Here is a 19,141-nt window from a genome sequence, read left to right as displayed (position 1 = left end):
GCAGATATGGCTGACCAGGCTGATTCTGTGCAACGGCACACCATCTTCCAAAACTCGCTAATGACCGCGCTCCTCGACGGAATCTACGACGGCGAACTGACCATCGGCGACATTCTGAGCCACGGGAACTTCGGCCTGGGCACCTTCGATGCGCTAGATGGCGAGATGCTGATTCTCGACGGTGTATGCCACCAACTCACCTCCGACGGCAAAGCTCGCGTGGCGGACTTGGACCAACGCACCCCGTTTACTGTGGTGACGAACTTCGTGCCGCGGATCAGGGTCGACGCGCCGCACGGCATGGTGCGGGCGGAGCTGTCTTCATTCATCGACCAGCTGGAACCCAGCGCGAACTACTTCTACGCGGTGAAAATCACCGGGCGGTTCTCCGAGGTGGTGGTGCGCACGGTGAGTAAGCAGTCCAAGCCGTACCCGCCAATGTCAGAGGCTGTTGGCGACGATGCGGAACACCGCTTCACTGACGTGAACGGGGTAATCGGCGGGTTCCGCACCCCGGCGTACGCGAAGGGCATTGGCGTGCCGGGCTGCCACGTGCACTTCATCAACGACGCTCACACTAGCGGCGGGCATGTGCTCGACTACACCGTCGATGAAGCGGTGATCGAGCTGTGCCCCGGCACTGACATGGCGCTACACCTGCCGGTGACCACGGCGTTCCAGGAGGGCGAATTGGCGCCGGAGGATCTGGACAAGCAGCTGCACACCACAGAGGTGAAGGACTAGCGGCGCAGGCGGCTGTGCAGCACCTTCTCTACTTGGCGGGACTTGCCTACGTGCTCGAAGTGGATGGGGCTGCCGAAACCGTAGATGCCCAGATCGATGCCGCCGCGCGAGCGACGCACCGAGTGGATCTGGCGAAGCGGAATGGAATCCACCGAGCCGCTGCGCCCGCGAGCAAGGACTCGGCGGTCGGTGACGATAAAGCGCCGCCGGCGCGTGCGCAGCAACGGTAGTAGAAAGCGCAAGAACGCAAGCAATGCCCACAGCGCCACGACGAGGTTGCGAACCACCGGCGGGATCCCCGGTGTGATGTCCATCCACCCGATCGCGATCCAGGCGACGCCAGTGAGCACGACCAGCTCCAGCAACGGGAAGATCAGGGTGGACAAGGGCGCGTTGACATCGGCGAGGACTACTTCGCCCTCGCCGACCCGGAACTCAACCTGTCGCGCCACGTCGGACAAGTGTAGTCGGCGGTTGGTTCACCCCGGGTTATTGCGGGCGGAGGTGGTGGACGTCGCCGACGGCGTAGGCAGTGCCGTCGATGACCACTTCTCCTTCGTCGTTGATGGTGTCTACGGCGCCGGTCACGGAGCCGTCGTGAAGCTCAATGCGAACTTGCTGGCCGATGGTGGAGCAGACCGCTCGGTAGTCGGCGAGCAGTTGCGGGTCGCCCTGTTGCCACTGAGCGAAACGCCGCCCCATTGCCGTGAGGATGTCGATGGTGAAGTCGTCGAAATCGACCTCGATACCCTCAAGGTTGAGCGCGGTGGAGGTGTCGGTGGGCAGGTCATCGGTCCGCATGGCGACGTTGATGCCGATGCCGACAATGACGCGGGGCATCTCGAGCGCCGAGAGTATGCCCGCGATTTTCTTGCCGCCGATTTGCACATCGTTGGGCCACTTCAACTGCGCTTCGGGCACGACATCGGTGACCGCAACTCCCGGCGCGACTGAAAGCAAGCCGAACGGCTGGGGCGGGTCCGGGACTTCGAGCACCATGCTCATCGCCAGCTGCGCTCCCTTGGGCGAGACCCACTGACGCCCAAGGCGACCCTTCGCGTCCGTCTGCTCGTCGGCAATGAGGACGGTGCCGGGCGCGCCCTCACGCAGCAGGTCCGCGTTGGTGGAGCCGGTGGACTCCACCCAAGTGACATTGGGCCAGTACTCGGCGACGGCGTCTTGGATGCGTTGGATGTCTCGCACAGTCATGGTTTGCGAGTCTAACGCTGGGCGACGCAACGCCGCGGGAAGTAGCTCGGCGAGGTTGTTACACCACCACGTTGTTACAGCACCACGCACACCGCCTGCGCGTAGTCACCGTCGTGACTGATCGACAGTGATGCCGCAGGCGGGGAGACGCGAGCGAGGTGTCCCCGCAGCACGATTGCGACGCGGCCGAACGCGTCGGGTACGACCTCGATTTCGGCGAAGTTCACCGTGTCGGCGTCGAGCACCGGCGGGGTGCCGTAGTGCGAGTTCGACCACGCCTTCACATACGCCTCTTTTGCCGCCCACCGCGCCGCGAGGGAGGCGTCTCGATCAACTTTGTCGGCGCAGTTACGCAATTCGCGGTCGGTGAAGACCGTCGCAAAGCGGGTCCCGGGTTGCGACAATTGCGCCGCGAAAGACGGGATGTGAACAAGATCAGTTCCGACGTGCATCAGGCCCCTTCGTACTTGTGACTGAATTCACAGCAGCGTATAACGGCACTATAACGCCCAGAGCTACCTTGACGTAACCTACGAGTTCGTAGGTTTAGGACTCGGCTTGCAATATTTTTGCCTACAAAAGTTTAAGGTGACGAACATGACTGTTTCCTCCGATACACAGGGCTTAGGCGGGATTAAAGGTCCACAAACCACTGCAGAGAAAATTGCCGACTTGCAGCGCCGCAGGCAAGAAGCCCAGGCGCCGATGGGCGAACGGGCCTACGACAAGGTACACGATGCAGGCCGTCTCACCGCTCGCGAACGACTCGACTACATCTTGGACGAAGGCTCCTTCGTCGAGACGGACATGCTGGCACGCCACCGCACGCACGACTTCGGCATGTATCAAAAACGCCCGGTTACCGACGGCATCGTCACCGGCTGGGGCACCATCGACGGTCGCGAGGTGTGCATCTTCTCCCAGGACGGCACCGTCTTCGGCGGCGCGCTCGGCGAAGTCTACGGCGAGAAGATGGTGAAGATTCAGGAGCTCGCCGTCACCACCGGCCGGCCGCTTATCGGCCTCTATGAAGGCGCAGGCGCGCGCATCCAAGACGGCGCGGTGTCGCTCGATTGGATCGCGCAGACCTTTTACCAAAACGTGCGCGCCTCGGGCGTCGTGCCGCAGATTTCGGTGATCCTCGGCGCGTGCGCCGGCGGCAACGCCTACTCCCCCGCGCTCACCGACTTCGTGGTCATGGTGGACAAGACGTCCAAGATGTTCGTCACCGGGCCGGACGTGATCAAGACGGTCACCGGCGAGGAGATCACGCAAGAAGAACTCGGCGGGGCGTGGACCCACATGGCCACTGCCGGCAACTGCCACTACGTGGCGGAGACGGATGAAGAGGCACTCGATTGGGTGGTGGACCTCGTCTCGTACTTGCCGTCGAATAGCAAACTGCAAGCTCCGAGCGAACCGCACGATTTCGAGCCGACCGTGACCGAGACCGACCTTGAGCTGGACACCCTCATGCCGGACAGCCCGAATCAGCCCTACGACGTGCGCGAAGTGATCAGCAGGCTTGCCGACGACGGCGAGTACATGGAGATCATGCAGCAGCGCGCCGAAAACGTCGTCGTCGCGTTCGCGCGCATCGAAGGCCAGGCCGTCGGCTTCGTGGCGAACCAGCCCAGCGTGTACGCGGGGTGCCTGGACATCGATTCTTCGGAGAAGGCCGCGCGTTTTGTGCGCACCTGCGACGCGTTCAACATCCCGATCGTGATGCTGGTCGACGTTCCCGGGTTCCTACCGGGTGCCGGCCAAGAGTACGGCGGCATCCTGCGCCGCGGCGCGAAACTGCTCTACGCCTACGGCGAGGCAACGATCCCGAAGATCACTGTGACCATGCGCAAGGCCTACGGCGGCGCGTATTGCGTGATGGGTTCGAAAGGCCTTGGCGCCGACGTGAACCTCGCGTGGCCTACCGCGCAGATCGCCGTCATGGGCGCGGCAGGCGCCGTCGGCTTCATCAACCGTAAGGAGATCAAGGCGGCGCGCGAATCCGGCATGGACGAGGCCGCGCTCACCGAACTGATCACCAGCTTCGAGCGCGAATACGAAGACACCATCTTGAACCCGTACAACGCCGCCGAACGTGGGCTGATCGACGCCGTGATCCTGCCAAGCGAGACCCGCACCGCAATCGCCGCCAACCTGCGCCTCTACCGCGACAAGTCCGTCGCCCGCCCGGCGCGCAAGCACGGCAACATCCCGCTTTAACGCCCCCCCAATAGCACTTAAAACCGAGAAAGCCTTCGCCACTATGAACCTCACCCCGCTGCTTTCCATGTCCAACCCGGCGCTCATCTTCCCCGGCCAGGCCAGCGCTTGGCAGACCGCGCTCTCCGACGCCGCCGCCTCCCCCGCCACCGCCGCGCGCTTGAGCCAGCTTCTCGACGAAGCGCAGAACATCACCGGCCCGGTTGCCCGCCCGCTGGCGTCGGTCGTGCCGGGCGCTGCGCAGCGCCTTCGCGAACTCATCGATTCCGACGCCACAGCCGCCGGCGCAGTGGCGCGCAAAGACATCGACGCGCTGCCGGCCGTGAGTGTACCCGGCATCCTGCTTGCGCAGATTGCGCAACTCGAGCACCTCCGCGACCTCGGGCTTCCGGTCGACGCGGAGAGGACGATCATCGACGGCCACTCGCAGGGCATCATCGCCGCGGCGGCCGTGGACAACCCCGCGCAGGCGCTGGCGTACGCGTTCATCCTCGGCGCCGCCGCCTCGCAGGATTTCGGCGCGACCGACGCGGAGTCGCGCATGCTGTCCGTGCGGGGCATCCCGGCGCCGCAGATGCTGGAGCGCTTCCCCAACACCGGCACCGACACCGACGCCAACAACCGCGCCGTCGTGTCCGTGATCAACGGCCCGCGCCACGTCATCCTCTCCGGCACCCCGGAGCAGCTCGCCGACGCGCAGCGCGAAATCGAGGCGGTGGCCAAGGCCTACAACGCCAAGCTCGAGGCCGCGGAGTTCGGCGGCTCCGAGCTCGAGCCCATCTTTGACACGCTCGACGTCGCCTACCCCTTCCACACCCAGGGCAACACCGGAGCAGTTTCGCTTGTCGACGACTGGTCGCGCTCCTGCGGCATCGCAATCACCTCCCCCGCGACGCCGCGGGAGATGGCGCAAACCATCCTGGTTGACCAATTCAACTTCCCCGAGCGCATCTCTGACGTGCTCCAGCGGGGCGCGAGCCACATTGTGTCGTTCGAGCACGGCATTTCTTCCATCATCCGCGGCCTCGCCGCCGGCGCGAGCGTGCCGGTGCTCACCGCCGACACGGCAAAGGGCCGCGATGCGCTAGCCACCCCAGGCACCGAAATCCCCGAGGCGGCCGACTACTCCAAGTTCGCCCCGCGCCTGGTGCGCCTGCCGGACGGCAAGGTGTACACCCAGACCCGCTTCTCTACCGTCACGGGCCTGTCCCCCATCATCCTCGGCGGCATGACCCCGACCTCGGCCGACGGGGAAATCGTCGCCGCAGCCGCGAACGCGGGCTACTGGACGGAGCTCGCCGGCGGCGGCATGTACTCCGAGGACGTGTTCAACGCACACCGCGACACCTTGATCAAGCACCTTGAGCCGGGCCGTACCGCCCAGTTCAACACGATGTTCTTCGACCGCTTCCTGTGGAACCTCCACTTCGGCCAGACCCGCATGGTGCCCAAGGCCCGCACCCAGGGGGCGCCATTCAACGGCGTGTGCATCTCCGCCGGCATCCCGGAAGTGGACGAGGCAACCGAGATCATCGAAGGTCTCATTGCAGACGGCTTCCCGTACGTCGCCTTCAAGCCGGGCACCGAGAAGCAAATCCGCGACGCCCTGAAAATCGCTGAGGCGAATCCGGACGTCCCAGTCATCCTCATGATTGAAGACGGCCACGCCGGCGGCCACCACTCCTGGGTGAACCTCGACGACATGCTGCTGTCCACCTACGCAGAAGTCCGCGCGCACGACAACGCATTGCTCACCGTCGGCGGCGGCGTGTACTCCCCGGATCGCGCGGCGGCGCTGCTCACCGGCGAGTGGGCGACCCGCTACGGCGTGACCAAGATGCCGGTTGACGCGGTGTTCCTCGGCACCGTGGCCATGGCCACCAAGGAAGCGAAGGCCACCGACAGTGTCAAGGACCTGCTGGTGAATACCCCAGGCCTGACCCCGGAGGACAACGGCGGCTGGGTCTCGCGCGGCACCGGCCGCAACGGCGTGGCGTCGAGCCAGTCGCACCTGCTCGCCGACATCCACGACCTCGACAACTCCTTTGCCAAGGCGGCGCGTCTGATCACCAACATGCCGGCGGAGGAATACCGGGACCGCCGCGAGGAGATCATCGACGCCCTCGCGGCCACCTCGAAGCCGTTCTTCGGCGACATCGAAGACATGACCTACGCCGAGTGGATCGAGCGCTTCGTAGAGCTCGCTTACCCATTTGTCGACCAGACCTGGAATGCACGCTTCGAAGAAACCCTGCACCGCATCGAGGCCCGTCTCAACCCACAGGACCACGGCGAGATCGACACGCTGTTTCCGTCCGGGGAAGGGATTGACGCGAAACAGGCCGTCGATAAGCTTTTTGCTTCATACCCGCAGGCCCGTGAGGTGCATGTTTCCCCGCGGGATGCGGCGTGGTGGATTCAGCTGCACTACAAATACCCGAAGCCGATGCCGTGGGTGCCAGCAATCGACGGCGACCTGAAGATGTGGTTTGGCAAGGACACCCTGTGGCAGGCGCAGGACGAGCGCTACACCGCCGACCAGGTGCGCATCATTCCGGGCCCGGTCGCGGTGGCCGGCATTACCAAGAAGAACGAGCCGGTCGCGGAGTTGCTCGCGCGCTTCGAGGCGGCGGCGACCGAGCAACTGCAAGTCGCCGGTCTGGAACCGGCCGAGCAGTTCGCGCGCCTGAACGACGCGGCGACGGTCGAGGAGTTCATCAAGGCCGCGCCGACGATGATGTGGCACGGGCATCTGATGGAAAACCCGGCATACGCGATGGACGAGGCTGCTTACGAGATCGTTTCAGAAGAACTCGAAGACTGCACCAAACAGTGGTCGATCCGTATCGTCACCGACTCGTTCTGGGACCACCTGCCGGAGGAGCAGCGCCCGTTTTACGTGCGCGATGTGATGATCCCGATCGACCTGCCGGAAGGCGTGTCCACGGGCGCGTCTCCGGTCGTGTCGGACGAGCGCCTGCCGAAGGCCGTATTCGACCTGCTCGCCGGGCTTGCGGGTGTCGGTTCCACTTCGGAGGCCGGGGATGAGATCCGGGAGCTTCCTTCGCTTATCGACGGCACCGTGACCGACGCCACACCGTATGGCTTGGCCAAGTCCTCGTTCACCTTCCCGGCGTCCCTGTTGGCAGCGCACACGGCAGTCACCGGCGCGGCGTTGGGCGCGGACGTGAAGGTGGGCACGCCGGACGTGCTGGTCGGTCCGTGCTGGCCGGCGATCTACACCGCACTGGGCTCGGGCCAGTTGGAGGACGGCTTCCCGGTGATCGAGGGCCTGCTCAACGCGGTGCACCTCGACCACGTGATCAACCTGCGCGCCGACCTGCACGAGCTTGCGGACGGCCGCACCATCGAGGTGACGTCGTGGTGCTCCTCCATCGACGAGTCGGTCTCCGGGCGCCTCGTGACCGTGGAGCTGGAGCTGCGGGATGCGTCCGACCCCGAGGGCGAGGTTGTTGCGACGCAGATGCACCGCTTTGCGATCCGCGGGCGCGCCACCACGAACACACCGCCGGCGCAGGCCCCGGCCTACGGCGGTGCCCCGGAGGCAGCCGAGATCCAGGCCACCCCGCGCTCGTTTGTAGACCGCGCCGTGGTCACCGCACCGCACGACATGACCCCGTTTGCGCTGGTGTCCGGCGATTACAACCCGATCCACTCCTCGTACAACGCCTCCGGCCTGGTGGGCCTTAAGGCGCCGCTGGTGCACGGCATGTGGCTGTCGGCTACTGCGCAGCACCTCGCTGGCCGCCACGGCGACGTTAAGAGCTGGACCTACTCCATGTACGGCATGGTGCAGCTCGATGACCAAGTGGAAATCACCGCCGAGCGCGTCGGCCGCGTGGGCATCCGCCCGGCGCTCGAGGTGACTTGCCGCATAGGCGGCGAGGTGGTCTCGCGCGGCCAGGCCCTGCTCGCGCAGCCGCGCACCGCCTACATCTACCCGGGCCAGGGCATTCAGGCCGTCGGGATGGGCAAGGGCGACCGCGACGTCTGCCCCGCTGCGCGCGCGGCATGGCGCCGCGCCGACCGCCACACGCGAACCAACCTGGGCTTCTCGATTCAGAAGATTGTCGACGAAAACCCCACCGAAGTCACCGTCAAGGGCGAAGTGCACCGCCATCCGGACGGCGTGCTGCATCTGACGCAGTTCACGCAGGTGGCGCTGGCGGTTGTGGCGTACGCGCAGACCGAGCGCCTGCGCGCGGCCGACGCGCTGGCTGAGGGTGCGATGTACGCCGGCCACTCGCTCGGCGAGTACACCGCCCTGGCCAGCCTGGGCAACATCTTCGATCTCGAGGCCGTGATCGACATCGTGTACTCGCGCGGCTCCTCGATGGGTTCGCTCGTGCCGCGCGACGCCGAGGGCAACTCCGAGTACGCCATGGGCGCGCTGCGCCCGAACATGATCGGGGTGAGCGACTCGGACGTCGCCAACTATGTGGGACAGGTGTCCGAGGACACCGGCGAATTCCTCGAGATTGTGAACTACAACATCAAGGGCATGCAGTACTCCGTGGCCGGCTCGAAGAAGGGCCTCGCAGAGCTGGCCCGCCGCGCCAACGGTGTGCGCGAGCGCGCCTACGTGCCCATCCCGGGCATCGATGTGCCGTTCCACTCTCGCGTCCTGCGCTCGGGCGTGCCGGACTTCGAGCAGAAGCTCGACGAGCTGCTCCCGGCCGAGATCGACGTCGAGGCGCTGGTGGACCGCTACGTGCCGAACCTCGTGGCGCGCCCCTTCGAGCTGACCCAGGACTTCATCGACGCCATCAAGGCCGAGGTACCCACCAAGGCGCTCGACGGCGTCACGCCGGAGTCGCTGGAGCCGTCCGCGCTTGCGCGCCTGCTGCTCATCGAACTGCTCGCGTGGCAGTTCGCTTCCCCGGTGCGCTGGATTGAGACCCAGGACCTCATTTTCCGCCGTGTCGACCAGGCCATCGAGGTGGGCCTGGCGTCCTCGCCGACGCTGACCAACCTGGCCAAGCGCGAGATGGACATCATCGGCCACCACATCCCGGTGCTGAACGTCGAGGCGAACCAGGACCAGGTGATGCTCAACGATGCCGTCGCCGCACCAGAGCCGGAGCTCGAAGAGCTTGACGACGCCGCCGCCCCGGCCGCCCCCGAATCGGCTGCACCGGCAGCAGAGTCGACGGAAACTGCGCCTGCCCCAGCACCCGCGCCGGCAGTCGCGCCGGCAACCGGAACACCGGCAAGCGCCGCCACCGACATCCCGTTCAAGGCCGCCGACGCCGTCATGGCGCTCTTCGCCTTCCAGAACAAGCTGCGCATCGAGCAGATCAACGACTCTGACACCATCGAGGAGCTCACCGGCGGCGTCTCCAGCCGTCGTAACCAGCTGCTCATGGACATGTCGGCTGAGCTCGGTGTCCCCGCGATCGACGGTGCGGCCGAAGCGGACGTGACCACGCTGCGCGAACGCGTGAACTCCGCTGCGCCCGGCTACTCGCCGTTCGGAGCGGTGCTCACCGAGGCGGTCACCGCGCGCCTGCGCCAGGTGCTCGGTGCTGCGGGTCTCAAGCCCGCATACGTCGGCGAGTATGTCACCGGCACCTGGGGCCTGCCGGCCACCTGGACTCCGCACATCGAGGCGGAAATCTTTCTGGGCACCCGCGACGAGGAGTCCGTGCGCGGCGGCACGCTGAACACGCTGCCGGCCGCGGCGAGCAAGGCCGAAGTCAGTGCGCTCATTGACGCCGCCATTGAGCGCGTCGCTGCGGCGCATGGGCAGGCGGTCAGCCGGGCGTCGACAAGCACAAGCTCCGGTGGTGGAGTGGTGGATTCGGCAGCACTGGATGCCTACCGTGAGGAAGTGACCGACACTCTGGTCGCGACCGCGCGCACGCTGCTGGGCAAGCTCGGCATCGAGGACGAGCACGCCGAGATCGAAGCACCGGACACCACCATCATCGACGCGATCGAGGCAGAGCTCGGCTCCGGCTGGACCTCGCAGGTCGCCCCCGTCTTCGACGCCCGCAGAGCAGTGCTTTTTGACGACCGGTGGGCCCAAGCCCGCGAGGATCTCACGCGAGTCGCGCTGGGCGAGGTAGACATTGACGTGGCTCGCTTCGCCGGTACCGGTCAGACGATCGTGGACCAGGCAACGTGGTACGCCGAGCACGGTTTCGACGGGCCGTTGACGGAGATCGCGAGTGTTGCGGCCGAGGTGCCGGAGCTGGAGTACGCGGCAGACGTGGCGCTGGTGACCGGTGCCGCGCCGGGCTCGATTGCCACTGCGTTGGTGGAGCGTCTGCTGGAAGGCGGCGCGACGGTGATTATGACCGCCTCGCGCGTGAACCAGGCGCGCAAGGAGTTCGCGCGCAAGCTCTACCGCGACCACGCGTCGCAGGGCGCGGCGCTGTGGCTGGTGCCGGCGAATTTGAGTTCGTACCGCGACATTGACGCGCTGATTGACTGGATTGGCACCGAGCAGAAGGAAACGGTGGGCAACGAGGTCAAGGTGATCAAGCCTGCGCTGACCCCAACGCTGGCGTTCCCGTTCGCGGCGCCGAGTGTCTCCGGCTCGCTGGCCGAAGTCGGCGGCAACGCCGAGACCCAGGCGCGCCTGCTGCTGTGGTCGGTGGAGCGCACGATTGCGCGCCTGTCCGAGCTCGCGCAGGCCTCCGACCAGGCGGTGCGCACCCACGTGGTGCTGCCGGGTTCGCCGAACCGCGGCACCTTCGGCGGCGACGGCGCGTACGGCGAGGTCAAGGCCGCGCTCGATGCGGTGCTGAACAAGTGGTCCGCCGAATCCGGCTGGCCGGAAGGCGTGACGCTAGCGCAGGCGCGCATCGGCTGGGTGTCCGGTACTGCGCTAATGGGCGGCAACGACGTGCTCATCCCGGCGGCAAAAGAAGCCGGCATCCACGTGTGGGATCCGGAGGAGATCTCCTCCGAGCTCATGGGTTTGGTGTCGCAGGAGTCTCGGACACGCGCCGCTGAGGGCCCGTTGGATCTCGACCTCACCGGCGGACTCGCGGACGCGGGTGTGTCCATCGCGGACCTCGCCCGCCGCGGCCGCGCTGCTGACTCAGACGACAACGCTGGCGCGAGCGCTGAGACCGGTGCCGCCACTGCCGAGACCATCAAGGCACTGCCGAACGTGGCCAACCCGGTGCAGCCGACTGGCATTGAGGTTGGCGAGGTGACCTGCTCGCTCTACGACATGATCGTCATCTGCGGCATCGGCGAGGTCTCGTCGTGGGGTTCCGGCAGGACCCGTCGTGAAGCGGAATACGGCATCCAGCGCAACGGCGAGGTTGATCTCACCGCCGCCGGCGTGCTCGAGCTGGCGTGGATGACGGGCCTGGTGACCTGGGCCGAAGACCCGACCCCGGGCTGGTACGACGCTGACGGCGCCGAAGTGCCCGAGGAAGACATCTACGAGCGCTTCCGGGACGAAGTCGTGGCGCGCGCCGGCGTGCGAGAGCTGACGGACAAGTACTTCCTCACTGACCGTGGCTCCATCGATATGACTGAGGTCTTCCTGGATCGTGATGTGACGTTCACGGTGGCGTCGGAAAGCGAAGCCCGCGACTACGCAACTGCCGACCCCGAGAAGACTGTGGTGCGCAGCAACGACGGCGAGTGGACCGTGACCCGACTGGCGGGCGCGAAGGCCGCGATGCCGCGCAAGGCGACGCTGACGCGCACCGTTGCCGGGCAGATGCCGGACGATTTCGACCCGGCGAACTGGGGCATCCCGGCGCAGATGATCGACGGCATGGACCGCATGGCGGTGTGGAACCTGGTCACCGCGGTGGACGCGTTCATCTCCGCCGGCTTCACCCCGGCGGAGTTGATGCGGGCCGTGCACCCGGCGGACGTGGCGTCGACGCAAGGTACCGGTATTGGTGGCATGGAGTCCCTGCACAAGGTGTTCGTGTCCCGCTTCCTGGGCCACGAGCGCCAAAGCGACATCCTGCAGGAGGCGCTACCGAACGTGGTCGCGGCGCACGTCATGCAGGCGCTGGTTGGTGGGTACGGCTCCATGATCCACCCGGTCGGTGCGTGTGCGACGGCGGCGGTGTCGGTCGAGGAGGCCGTGGACAAGATTGCGCTGGGCAAGGCGGACTTTGTGGTCGCCGGCGGTATCGACGACGTCCAGGTCGAGTCGCTGGAAGGCTTCGGCAATATGAACGCCACCGCGGACACGGAGACGATGCGCGCCAAGGGCATCGACGACCGCTTCATCTCGCGCGCCAACGACCGACGCCGCGGCGGCTTCCTCGAGGCCGAAGGCGGCGGCACGGTGCTGATCGCGCGCGGCTCGCTTGCGGCTGAACTGGGGCTGCCGGTGCACGCCGTGATCGCGTACGCCCATTCCTTCGGCGACGGCGCTCATACCTCGATTCCGGCGCCGGGCCTGGGCGTGCTGGCGGCAGCGCGCGGCGGCGAGCAGTCGCGCCTGGCCAAGAATCTCGCTTCGCTGGGGCTAACGCCTGACGACGTCACCGTGCTGAGCAAGCACGACACCTCCACCAACGCGAACGACCCGAACGAGTCGGAGCTGCACTCCATTCTGTGGCCGGCCATCGGCCGCGATGCGCGCGCGCCGCTGTACGTCATCTCGCAGAAGACGCTCACCGGCCACTCCAAGGCGGGTGCGGCCCTGTTCCAGATCGGCGGGCTGATCGACGTTTTGCGCACCGGCAACCTGCCGCAGAACGCGTCCCTGGACTGCGTCGATCCACTCATCTCACCGAAAGCCAAGAACCTCGTGTGGCTGCGCGCCCCGCTCGCGCTTGGCGAAGGCCGTGTGAAGGCGGCCGCACTGACCTCACTCGGCTTCGGCCACGTTGGCGCTCTGGTCGTGCTCGCGCACCCGGGCGTGTTCGAGGCGGCCGTGGTCGCCGCGCGCGGTGAGGCGGCGGCAGCCGAGTGGCGTGAGCGCGCGACCCAGCGCCTGCGCGCAGGTGCCGATCACCTCGAGGCCGGCATGGTGGGCCGCCGCCCGCTGTTCGAGCAGGTGGAGAACCGCCGCTTCGTCGAGGGCAACACCCACGACGGCGAGATCGCGCTGTTGCTCAACCCGGATGCTCGCCTGGGCGAGGACGGTAAGTACCCGCTCAGCTAGATCCAGCCGCGAAACGTCTGCGCGCCCTGTGCGCTCACCGCGCGCAGCGTTTCGGCGGTAAGCGCCGCGCCCAAGTCAACCGGGCTCAGCTCCCCCGGGCTCACCTGCCCCGGGCTCAGCTCCCCCGCTTGCTCGCCGCCGCGCTCGGACACCGCGACGAAGCGCGCGCCGGGCAGCGCGTTGAGCCCGTCGAGCAACCGCGCATCGAACGCAGCATCGAAGGCTGCATCGAACGCTGCGTCGGCCCCAGCCACCCAACCGGCCGGAACTAGTTCGCCCACCGCCCGCGGCAACCACGCCTCAACCACCCCAACATCGTCGAGACCCGCCGGCACCTCGAACTCCGGCCCAAACTGCGTCAAAACTCTCAAACCACGTTCCAGCGCCGCCCGGTCGCCCGCCCGGCACGCGCGCTTCGTTGCCGCCAGCGCCGCGTAGAAATCGAGCGCATGCAGCTGCGGCCCGGTCGCTTCCCACGCCGCCTCAGCCAGGGCCCGCACAAGCTCAGCATCCCCGGACTCGATTGCGCAGGTCATTTCAGCACCAGGAAGCATTCGCTTGACGACGACCCGACGCCCTCCCATCTCCCGCATTCCCGCGAGCACCTCGCTAAGGAAGTCAGTGCGTAGATCGCCCGCATATTCTTCACCCGCGCGGGCTGCGTACAACGCGCCGACCATCCGCGGATCACGCTGGGCCAGCGGATTCAGCCGCTGCGCCACGCCACGAAAGAACTCCCGCAGTTCCACCGGGCTGGAGTCGGCACGCGGCTTGTCGAACTCAGGCAGCATGCGATCGGTTACTCCCGCACCCTGCCCCTCTACCTGTGCTGGGACAAACTCCGCGCTGGCATCCATGAGCCTGTGCGCGAGCTTGCGGGCGAGGCGCTCATGCCCGTCACCGAGCTGGCCGCCGCGAACCGGTGTCACGCAGACCTCGACCCGGAGCGGGGCACCTCGCAACGTGGTATCGAACGAGACGATCTTGGTCACCGCGCCATCCTCCTCCGCTAGCCTGGCCCCATGCATTTTCCATCGCGCGCGTTGATCCCGATCTTCGGCATCGCAGGAGCGCTGCACTTTTCCAAGCCTGATGTCTTCGACGCGATTGTGCCACCGGCGCTGCCCGGCGCGCCGCGGACCTACACGTACGTCTCCGGCGTGGCGGAGCTGGCGGCGGCGGTGATGCTCGCCGCGCCCGCGCTCGGCCCGCAGTCCAACCCGGGCCACCGCCGCCGCTCTCGCGGAATCCAACGCGCCGGGGGCCTGTTCTCTGCGGCACTGCTCACCGCAGTCTGGCCCGCGAACTTCTACATGGCGTGGCAGTGGCGGGATAAGTCGTGGCCCCAACAGGCGCTCGGAATCGCCCGCCTGCCCCTGCAGATCCCGATGATTCGCGCCGCATGGCGCGTGTACAAGGAAGGGCATCTTGGCTGAGGTGGATAGCGGTGTCATTGGGGCGTCGATAAGCAACCTGCTCGCGGCGCGCAAACCGGAATCCTCGATCTGCGAGGTCAACATCGCCGCGGTGAAGGGCCCGATCCGCATTCGCCGCGGGCTGAATTGGCAGGAGCCGTAACGCACGCGGCAGGGCCGGACGATGGGCAATGTGGCGTTGCAAACCCCGATCTCTACACTTGAGGCCTATGACTTCTAAACCCGACTTGACCACCACTGCCGGTCGTATTGAGGACTTGCGCAACCGTCTTGCGGAATCGCAAGCGCCGGTCGGACAAGACGCGGATCGCGCCGCGCGCGAGCGGGTGGAGCAGCTCCTCGACACTGGCACATTCGTGGAGACGGACGCGCTGGCCCGCCACCGCATCGAGGCATACAAGATGTACCGCACCAAGCCCGCCACCGATGGGGTGATTACGGGCTATGGGCTTATCGACGGTCGCCGGGTCTGCGTATTCTCCCAGGACGGCACCATCTTCGACGGCGGAGTCGGCGAGGTTTACGCCGAGAAGATGCTGAAGATCTACGAGTTGGCTACCAAGACTGGCGTGCCGGTGATCGGCATCTACAACTCTGCGGGCCCGCGCTGGCAAGAAGGCATCGTGACCGCGCACATGCAGGCGAAGCTGCTGCGCGCGGCGTCGGTGGCGTCAGGGTTGATCCCGCAGATCGCTGTCGTGGCTGGCGACACGGCTGGGCTGGCGGCGGCGACGGTGCCGCTGGCGGACCTCACTGTGATGGTCGACGGTGCCGCGCTGCACCTCACCGATGTCGAAGCGGTTCGCGCGGTGTCCGGTGACGCTGGCGTGGACGCGGATGCGCTTGGCGGCGCCCGCGTGCACGCGTCTGAGTCCGGGCTTGCGCACCTCACTGCGGCAAGTGATGCGGATGCGCTTGAGCAGGTGCGTAGCCTGGTCGGCTATTTGCCGCTGAACAACCTGGCCGGCTCGCCGCTTGGCCAGGCTGCGGGTGGCGCGGGCCGGGCGGGGTTAAATACGGGCGCAACCGGTGCCGATTCTGGTGCCGCCGGTGTCGAAGCGCAGAATCTCGATCTGGATACGTTTATGCCAGACGACGACGCTGCGGCGTACGACGTCGCCGACATCATCACCGCGGTCACCGACGGTGAGCTGTTTGAAGTGGGCGCGGATTTCGCCGGAAACGTAGTCACGGGATTCGCCCACATCGGCGGTCGCGCAGTGGGCGTTGTCGCCACCCAGCCGAGTGTGCTTGCTGGCTGCCTGACTTACGACGGTGCGCGCAAGGCTGCCCGGTTTATCCGCACGTGCGACGCGTTCAACCTGCCGATCGTGCAGTTCGTGGACTGCCCCGGTTTCGTGCCGTCAGCGGACGAGGAGCGAGCCGGCGCCGCTGCTGGCGCTGCCGCGCTTGCGTACGCGTTCGCCGAGGCCCAGGTTGGCACCATCACGGTGATTACCCGTAAGGCGCACGGCACCGCCTACGCCGTCCTCGGCTCGAAGGGCCTGGGTGCGGACCTGGTGTTTGCGTGGCCTACCGCTCAGATCGCGCTGGCTGATGCCCCAACGGCGGCAACCGCGATCGGTACGGACGCGGCGGAGTACGAGGCCGAGAACCTCAACCCGTACGTAGCTACCGAGCGCGGTCTCGTGGACGCGGTCATCGAGCCGCACCAGACCCGGGCGCAGGTGCTTGAAGGTTTGCGCCTCCTCGAGCGCAAAGTGATCTACCCAGTAACGAAGAAGCACGGTAACATCCCCCTCTAGAAACCTACGCCACCGTAAGCTGGCAGAGCCTGAATCCTCGGTGAAAGGAGATTCACCATGACGACACCAAACGCTGCGCCCTTGTTCACCGTGACCAAGGGACACCTGAACGAAGAAGAGCTTGCGGCGCTTACCACCGTCATCGCTGACCTGCAGGCCGAGCAGACCGCACGGGCAGCAGCCCAGAATCCGGCCGACCGCAACGGCTGGGGCGCACCTCGCCCGAGCCACCACCAAGGTGCGGTGTACAACCCGCACGCATTTGGCAACGTTGCCTACTTCTAACGCTGTGCGGCTGGTGCTGGCGTCCAAATCACCGTCGAGACGCATGCTCCTTGAGCAAGGTGGGGTGTCTCCCCTCCTGAGACCTGCCAACATTGACGAAGACGCGCTGATCGCCTCACTCGGCGGCACCGCGCCAGCTGACGTTGTCGCCGCGCTCGCCCGCGCAAAGGCCGACGCGATCGCGCCCGGCCACCCCGACGATGTGGTGATCGGGTGCGACTCCATGCTGCTCCTCGACGGCGAGCTGCTCGGTAAACCCCACACCGTCGAAGCCACAATCGAACGCTGGCGCGCCCAGCGCGGCCGCACCGCGCACCTGCTCACCGGCCATGCCGCGACGTACCGCGGCGAGTGGGTGCAGCACACTGTGCGCACCGCCATCCAGTTCGGCGACGTATCCGACACCGACATCGAGGCCTACGCGCGCTCCGGACAGCCGCTTGAATGCGCCGGCGCGTTCACCCTCGAGGCTCTAGGCAGTTGGTTCATCGACTCCATCGACGGCGACCCGACTAGCGTCATCGGCCTCTCGATGCCGTTTCTGCGCCGCGCGCTCTATCAGTTCGGCCTCGACGCGAGCGCGTTCTGGGACTAGCTTCGCACCCATGGACATCAACGACATGCTCGCTCCCCCACCCGTGAAACTCCCGGAAGACCCCGCTTCGAAGAGCAATTTGCTTGACGACGCCTCGGTCTACGCCCACCCCAACTCCCCGGCGGTTTGGGCCGCCCGCGCGGAGAAGGAATTGTCAGAAGGCGACCCGATCGTTGCCTACGCGTACGCGCGCACCGGCTACCACCGCTCCCTTGACCGCCTGCGCGCCAACGGCTGGAAAGGCTGGGGCCCAGTGCCTGCAACGCACGAGGCGAACCAGCCGGTGCTCAAAGCGATCGCGATGCTCGCCCTGGCTGCCAAAGCCATCGGTGAGACTGATGAGTACGACCGCTGCCGCCAGATGCTTTCCGACGCGGACCCGGCCAGTGTGGAAACCCTTCTCGATTCAAATGTTTAGCCGCAGGTGACACCCATGGGGGTTCCTTGCATTTGGTTTGGTTCCCTGCTCGAACGCCCCAGACCCGGTGGCTGAGCCAACCGCATCTTCGGCACCATCGACTTCCGGTGACCGACAGTGGTCTGAGACAGTGGTCTGAGACAGTGGCCTGAGACAGTGGCCGGGACCGCGGCGGAAATCACCGACCAGCCCGCTCCACTTAGACAGGGCAAAACGAAGCCCCAAGCTGCGTGCGTTCACGCGGCTTGGGGTTCGTCGTAAAGAAGAGGTTAGCTGGTGCTGGAGGTGGTGTCGTCCTCAGCCAGGCGCTTAACATCGCGCTGCGTGCGCATCATTGCCACGTAAAACTCCAGGCTGACACGAATCATGATGGTCCAGAACAGCACGCCGAAGGTACCGAAAATCAGGAACATGACAAGTGCCAGCACACCTTCACCAGCCCCCTCGGTGAAAGTGGACAGAGAACCGATGAGACCAAGCACCCAGAAAATGCCGATAAACACGAGCGCGATGGTGAAGAGCGTCTTGTGGAAGTCAAGGGTGAAGGAGCGCTCGAACGATCGATCAAACAACGCCTTGAAGAAGTTCTGGCGTTGGCCCTGGGCCGCGTTGTTCGCGCTGCCACCGTCCTGCTGGAAACCGCTGTAAGGCTGGCCGAAGCCCTGGGTCTGACCGTACTGGCCACCCTGCGTCTGGCCGTAGGCCTGAGTCTGACCCTGAGTCTGGGACTGGCTCTGGCCGTACTACGACTGACCGTAATCAGACTGACCGTAGCTCTGACCCGCCTGCCCGAAACCGGACTGGCCGTAGGCTGGGGTCTGACCGTACTGGCTGCCCTGGCTGCCCTGGCCGCTCTGGGACTGGCTCTGGCCGTACTGCGACTGACCGTACGGAGAATCGCTGGACTGGGAGCTGCTGGAGTCAGATGCGCCCCAGCCAGATTGGGAACTGTTGGAATCGGATGCACCCCAGCCGGACTGCGACGAGTTCGAGTCGGAGGAACCCCAACCAGTCTGGGACGAGCCGGTGCTGTTGGAACCCCAGGTCGGCTGGCTGGACTGCGAGTCGGAGGAGCCAGCACCGAACGGCTGGGACGAGACGTCCTTATTCGGGTCACGGTCGTTAGGGTTGAACGGAGTGGACATGGGTCCTGCCTTCTTTCATCACTGATTTGAGCTTTTGCTTAATGCATTCTAAGGGGGTAAGCCCCCGGCTGCATAGTGGAGACGGCAAGTCAGCGAAGCACAGCGCAAACCTGTGGACCCCAAAAACGCGGAAAACTGGGGCTGAAATAGAGGCCATTACTGACTTGGCAGAGACTTCACAGGCGAGCTGCTACCAGGCGGAATC

General features: G+C 66.0%; 15 protein-coding genes. 9 read left to right on the top strand and 6 right to left on the bottom strand.

The features are described from left to right. Positions 1 to 6: 6 nt before the first annotated feature. Positions 7 to 744, top strand: a complete 738-nt coding sequence (budA, locus tag CGLAU_RS02670) for an acetolactate decarboxylase (RefSeq protein WP_095659366.1) — start codon at positions 7 to 9, stop codon at positions 742 to 744. Here the strand turns inward: budA and CGLAU_RS02665 are convergent. The 3 genes from CGLAU_RS02665 to acpS form a co-directional block, all read right to left on the bottom strand. Next, positions 741 to 1,196 carry a hypothetical protein gene (locus tag CGLAU_RS02665; RefSeq protein ID WP_095660989.1) on the bottom strand — a complete coding sequence of 152 codons (456 nt, stop codon included), beginning with the start codon at positions 1,194 to 1,196 and terminating at the stop codon, positions 741 to 743. The two genes, budA and CGLAU_RS02665, sit on opposite strands and share 4 nt — an antisense overlap. 37 nt (positions 1,197 to 1,233) lie before the next feature. Next, the gene (locus CGLAU_RS02660; protein ID WP_095659365.1) at positions 1,234 to 1,953 is read right to left on the bottom strand and encodes a biotin--[acetyl-CoA-carboxylase] ligase; all 720 of its coding nucleotides are present in this window, start codon (positions 1,951 to 1,953) and stop codon (positions 1,234 to 1,236) included. A gap of 74 nt (positions 1,954 to 2,027) precedes the next feature. Continuing rightward, positions 2,028 to 2,405 (bottom strand): holo-ACP synthase AcpS, encoded by a 378-nt coding sequence (gene acpS, locus CGLAU_RS02655; RefSeq protein ID WP_095659364.1) that lies wholly within the window; start codon positions 2,403 to 2,405, stop codon positions 2,028 to 2,030. 145 nt (positions 2,406 to 2,550) lie between these two features. Between acpS and CGLAU_RS02650 the strand changes: the two genes are divergently transcribed. Continuing rightward, positions 2,551 to 4,176 carry an acyl-CoA carboxylase subunit beta gene (locus tag CGLAU_RS02650; RefSeq protein ID WP_095659363.1) on the top strand — a complete coding sequence of 542 codons (1,626 nt, stop codon included), beginning with the start codon at positions 2,551 to 2,553 and terminating at the stop codon, positions 4,174 to 4,176. A 43-nt stretch (positions 4,177 to 4,219) separates the two neighbouring features. Then, entirely contained in the window at positions 4,220 to 13,291 is a 9,072-nt protein-coding gene (locus CGLAU_RS02645; RefSeq protein ID WP_095659362.1) for a type I polyketide synthase, read from the top strand. On the opposite strand, the gene CGLAU_RS02640 is transcribed toward CGLAU_RS02645, so the two are convergent. Next, positions 13,288 to 14,283 carry a hypothetical protein gene (locus tag CGLAU_RS02640; RefSeq protein WP_095659361.1) on the bottom strand — a complete coding sequence of 332 codons (996 nt, stop codon included), beginning with the start codon at positions 14,281 to 14,283 and terminating at the stop codon, positions 13,288 to 13,290. The genes CGLAU_RS02645 and CGLAU_RS02640 overlap by 4 nt on opposite strands. A 30-nt stretch (positions 14,284 to 14,313) precedes the next feature. Between CGLAU_RS02640 and CGLAU_RS02635 the strand changes: the two genes are divergently transcribed. From CGLAU_RS02635 to CGLAU_RS02615, 6 genes are all read left to right on the top strand, one after another. Then, positions 14,314 to 14,727 carry a DoxX family protein gene (locus tag CGLAU_RS02635; protein ID WP_095659360.1) on the top strand — a complete coding sequence of 138 codons (414 nt, stop codon included), beginning with the start codon at positions 14,314 to 14,316 and terminating at the stop codon, positions 14,725 to 14,727. Beyond that, positions 14,720 to 14,869 carry a hypothetical protein gene (locus CGLAU_RS12230; RefSeq protein ID WP_157731241.1) on the top strand — a complete coding sequence of 50 codons (150 nt, stop codon included), beginning with the start codon at positions 14,720 to 14,722 and terminating at the stop codon, positions 14,867 to 14,869. The genes CGLAU_RS02635 and CGLAU_RS12230 overlap by 8 nt, the downstream gene beginning before the upstream one ends. A 67-nt stretch (positions 14,870 to 14,936) precedes the next feature. Beyond that, on the top strand, positions 14,937 to 16,493 hold the full coding sequence (locus CGLAU_RS02630) for an acyl-CoA carboxylase subunit beta (protein ID WP_095659359.1): 1,557 nt from the start codon (positions 14,937 to 14,939) through the stop codon (positions 16,491 to 16,493). 57 nt (positions 16,494 to 16,550) lie between these two features. Next, positions 16,551 to 16,778 (top strand): acyl-CoA carboxylase subunit epsilon, encoded by a 228-nt coding sequence (locus tag CGLAU_RS02625; RefSeq protein WP_095659358.1) that lies wholly within the window; start codon positions 16,551 to 16,553, stop codon positions 16,776 to 16,778. 4 nt (positions 16,779 to 16,782) lie between these two features. Beyond that, positions 16,783 to 17,373 (top strand): Maf family protein, encoded by a 591-nt coding sequence (locus CGLAU_RS02620; RefSeq protein WP_095659357.1) that lies wholly within the window; start codon positions 16,783 to 16,785, stop codon positions 17,371 to 17,373. 10 nt (positions 17,374 to 17,383) lie between these two features. Next, complete coding sequence (locus tag CGLAU_RS02615) at positions 17,384 to 17,791, top strand: DUF3151 domain-containing protein (RefSeq protein WP_095659356.1); 408 nt, start codon at positions 17,384 to 17,386, stop codon at positions 17,789 to 17,791. 269 nt (positions 17,792 to 18,060) lie between these two features. Here the strand turns inward: CGLAU_RS02615 and CGLAU_RS02610 are convergent, their stop codons facing one another. Together CGLAU_RS02610 and CGLAU_RS02605 are read right to left on the bottom strand one after the other, a co-directional pair. After that, the gene (locus CGLAU_RS02610; RefSeq protein ID WP_095659355.1) at positions 18,061 to 18,363 is read right to left on the bottom strand and encodes a DUF4282 domain-containing protein; all 303 of its coding nucleotides are present in this window, start codon (positions 18,361 to 18,363) and stop codon (positions 18,061 to 18,063) included. A 171-nt stretch (positions 18,364 to 18,534) separates the two neighbouring features. Further along, positions 18,535 to 18,936 (bottom strand): hypothetical protein, encoded by a 402-nt coding sequence (locus CGLAU_RS02605; RefSeq protein ID WP_095659354.1) that lies wholly within the window; start codon positions 18,934 to 18,936, stop codon positions 18,535 to 18,537. Between the last annotated feature and the right edge of the window lie 205 nt (positions 18,937 to 19,141).

The organism is Corynebacterium glaucum (assembly GCF_002287505.1).
GTDB classification, from domain to species: Bacteria; Actinomycetota; Actinomycetes; order Mycobacteriales; family Mycobacteriaceae; genus Corynebacterium; species Corynebacterium glaucum.
The sequence above is the reverse complement of the archived record's forward strand: the minus strand, read 5'-3'. Positions and strand labels throughout refer to the sequence as shown.

Coding starts and splice junctions, on each gene's coding strand:
- CGLAU_RS02625 (WP_095659358.1), top strand. CDS start 16,551: ATGACGACACCAAACGCTGCGCCCTTGTTCACCGTGACCAAGGGACAC.
- CGLAU_RS02650 (WP_095659363.1), top strand. CDS start 2,551: ATGACTGTTTCCTCCGATACACAGGGCTTAGGCGGGATTAAAGGTCCA.
- CGLAU_RS02635 (WP_095659360.1), top strand. CDS start 14,314: ATGCATTTTCCATCGCGCGCGTTGATCCCGATCTTCGGCATCGCAGGA.
- CGLAU_RS02645 (WP_095659362.1), top strand. CDS start 4,220: ATGAACCTCACCCCGCTGCTTTCCATGTCCAACCCGGCGCTCATCTTC.
- CGLAU_RS02660 (WP_095659365.1), bottom strand. CDS start 1,953: ATGACTGTGCGAGACATCCAACGCATCCAAGACGCCGTCGCCGAGTAC.
- acpS (WP_095659364.1), bottom strand. CDS start 2,405: ATGCACGTCGGAACTGATCTTGTTCACATCCCGTCTTTCGCGGCGCAA.
- CGLAU_RS02630 (WP_095659359.1), top strand. CDS start 14,937: ATGACTTCTAAACCCGACTTGACCACCACTGCCGGTCGTATTGAGGAC.
- CGLAU_RS02615 (WP_095659356.1), top strand. CDS start 17,384: ATGGACATCAACGACATGCTCGCTCCCCCACCCGTGAAACTCCCGGAA.
- CGLAU_RS02605 (WP_095659354.1), bottom strand. CDS start 18,936: ATGTCCACTCCGTTCAACCCTAACGACCGTGACCCGAATAAGGACGTC.
- budA (WP_095659366.1), top strand. CDS start 7: ATGGCTGACCAGGCTGATTCTGTGCAACGGCACACCATCTTCCAAAAC.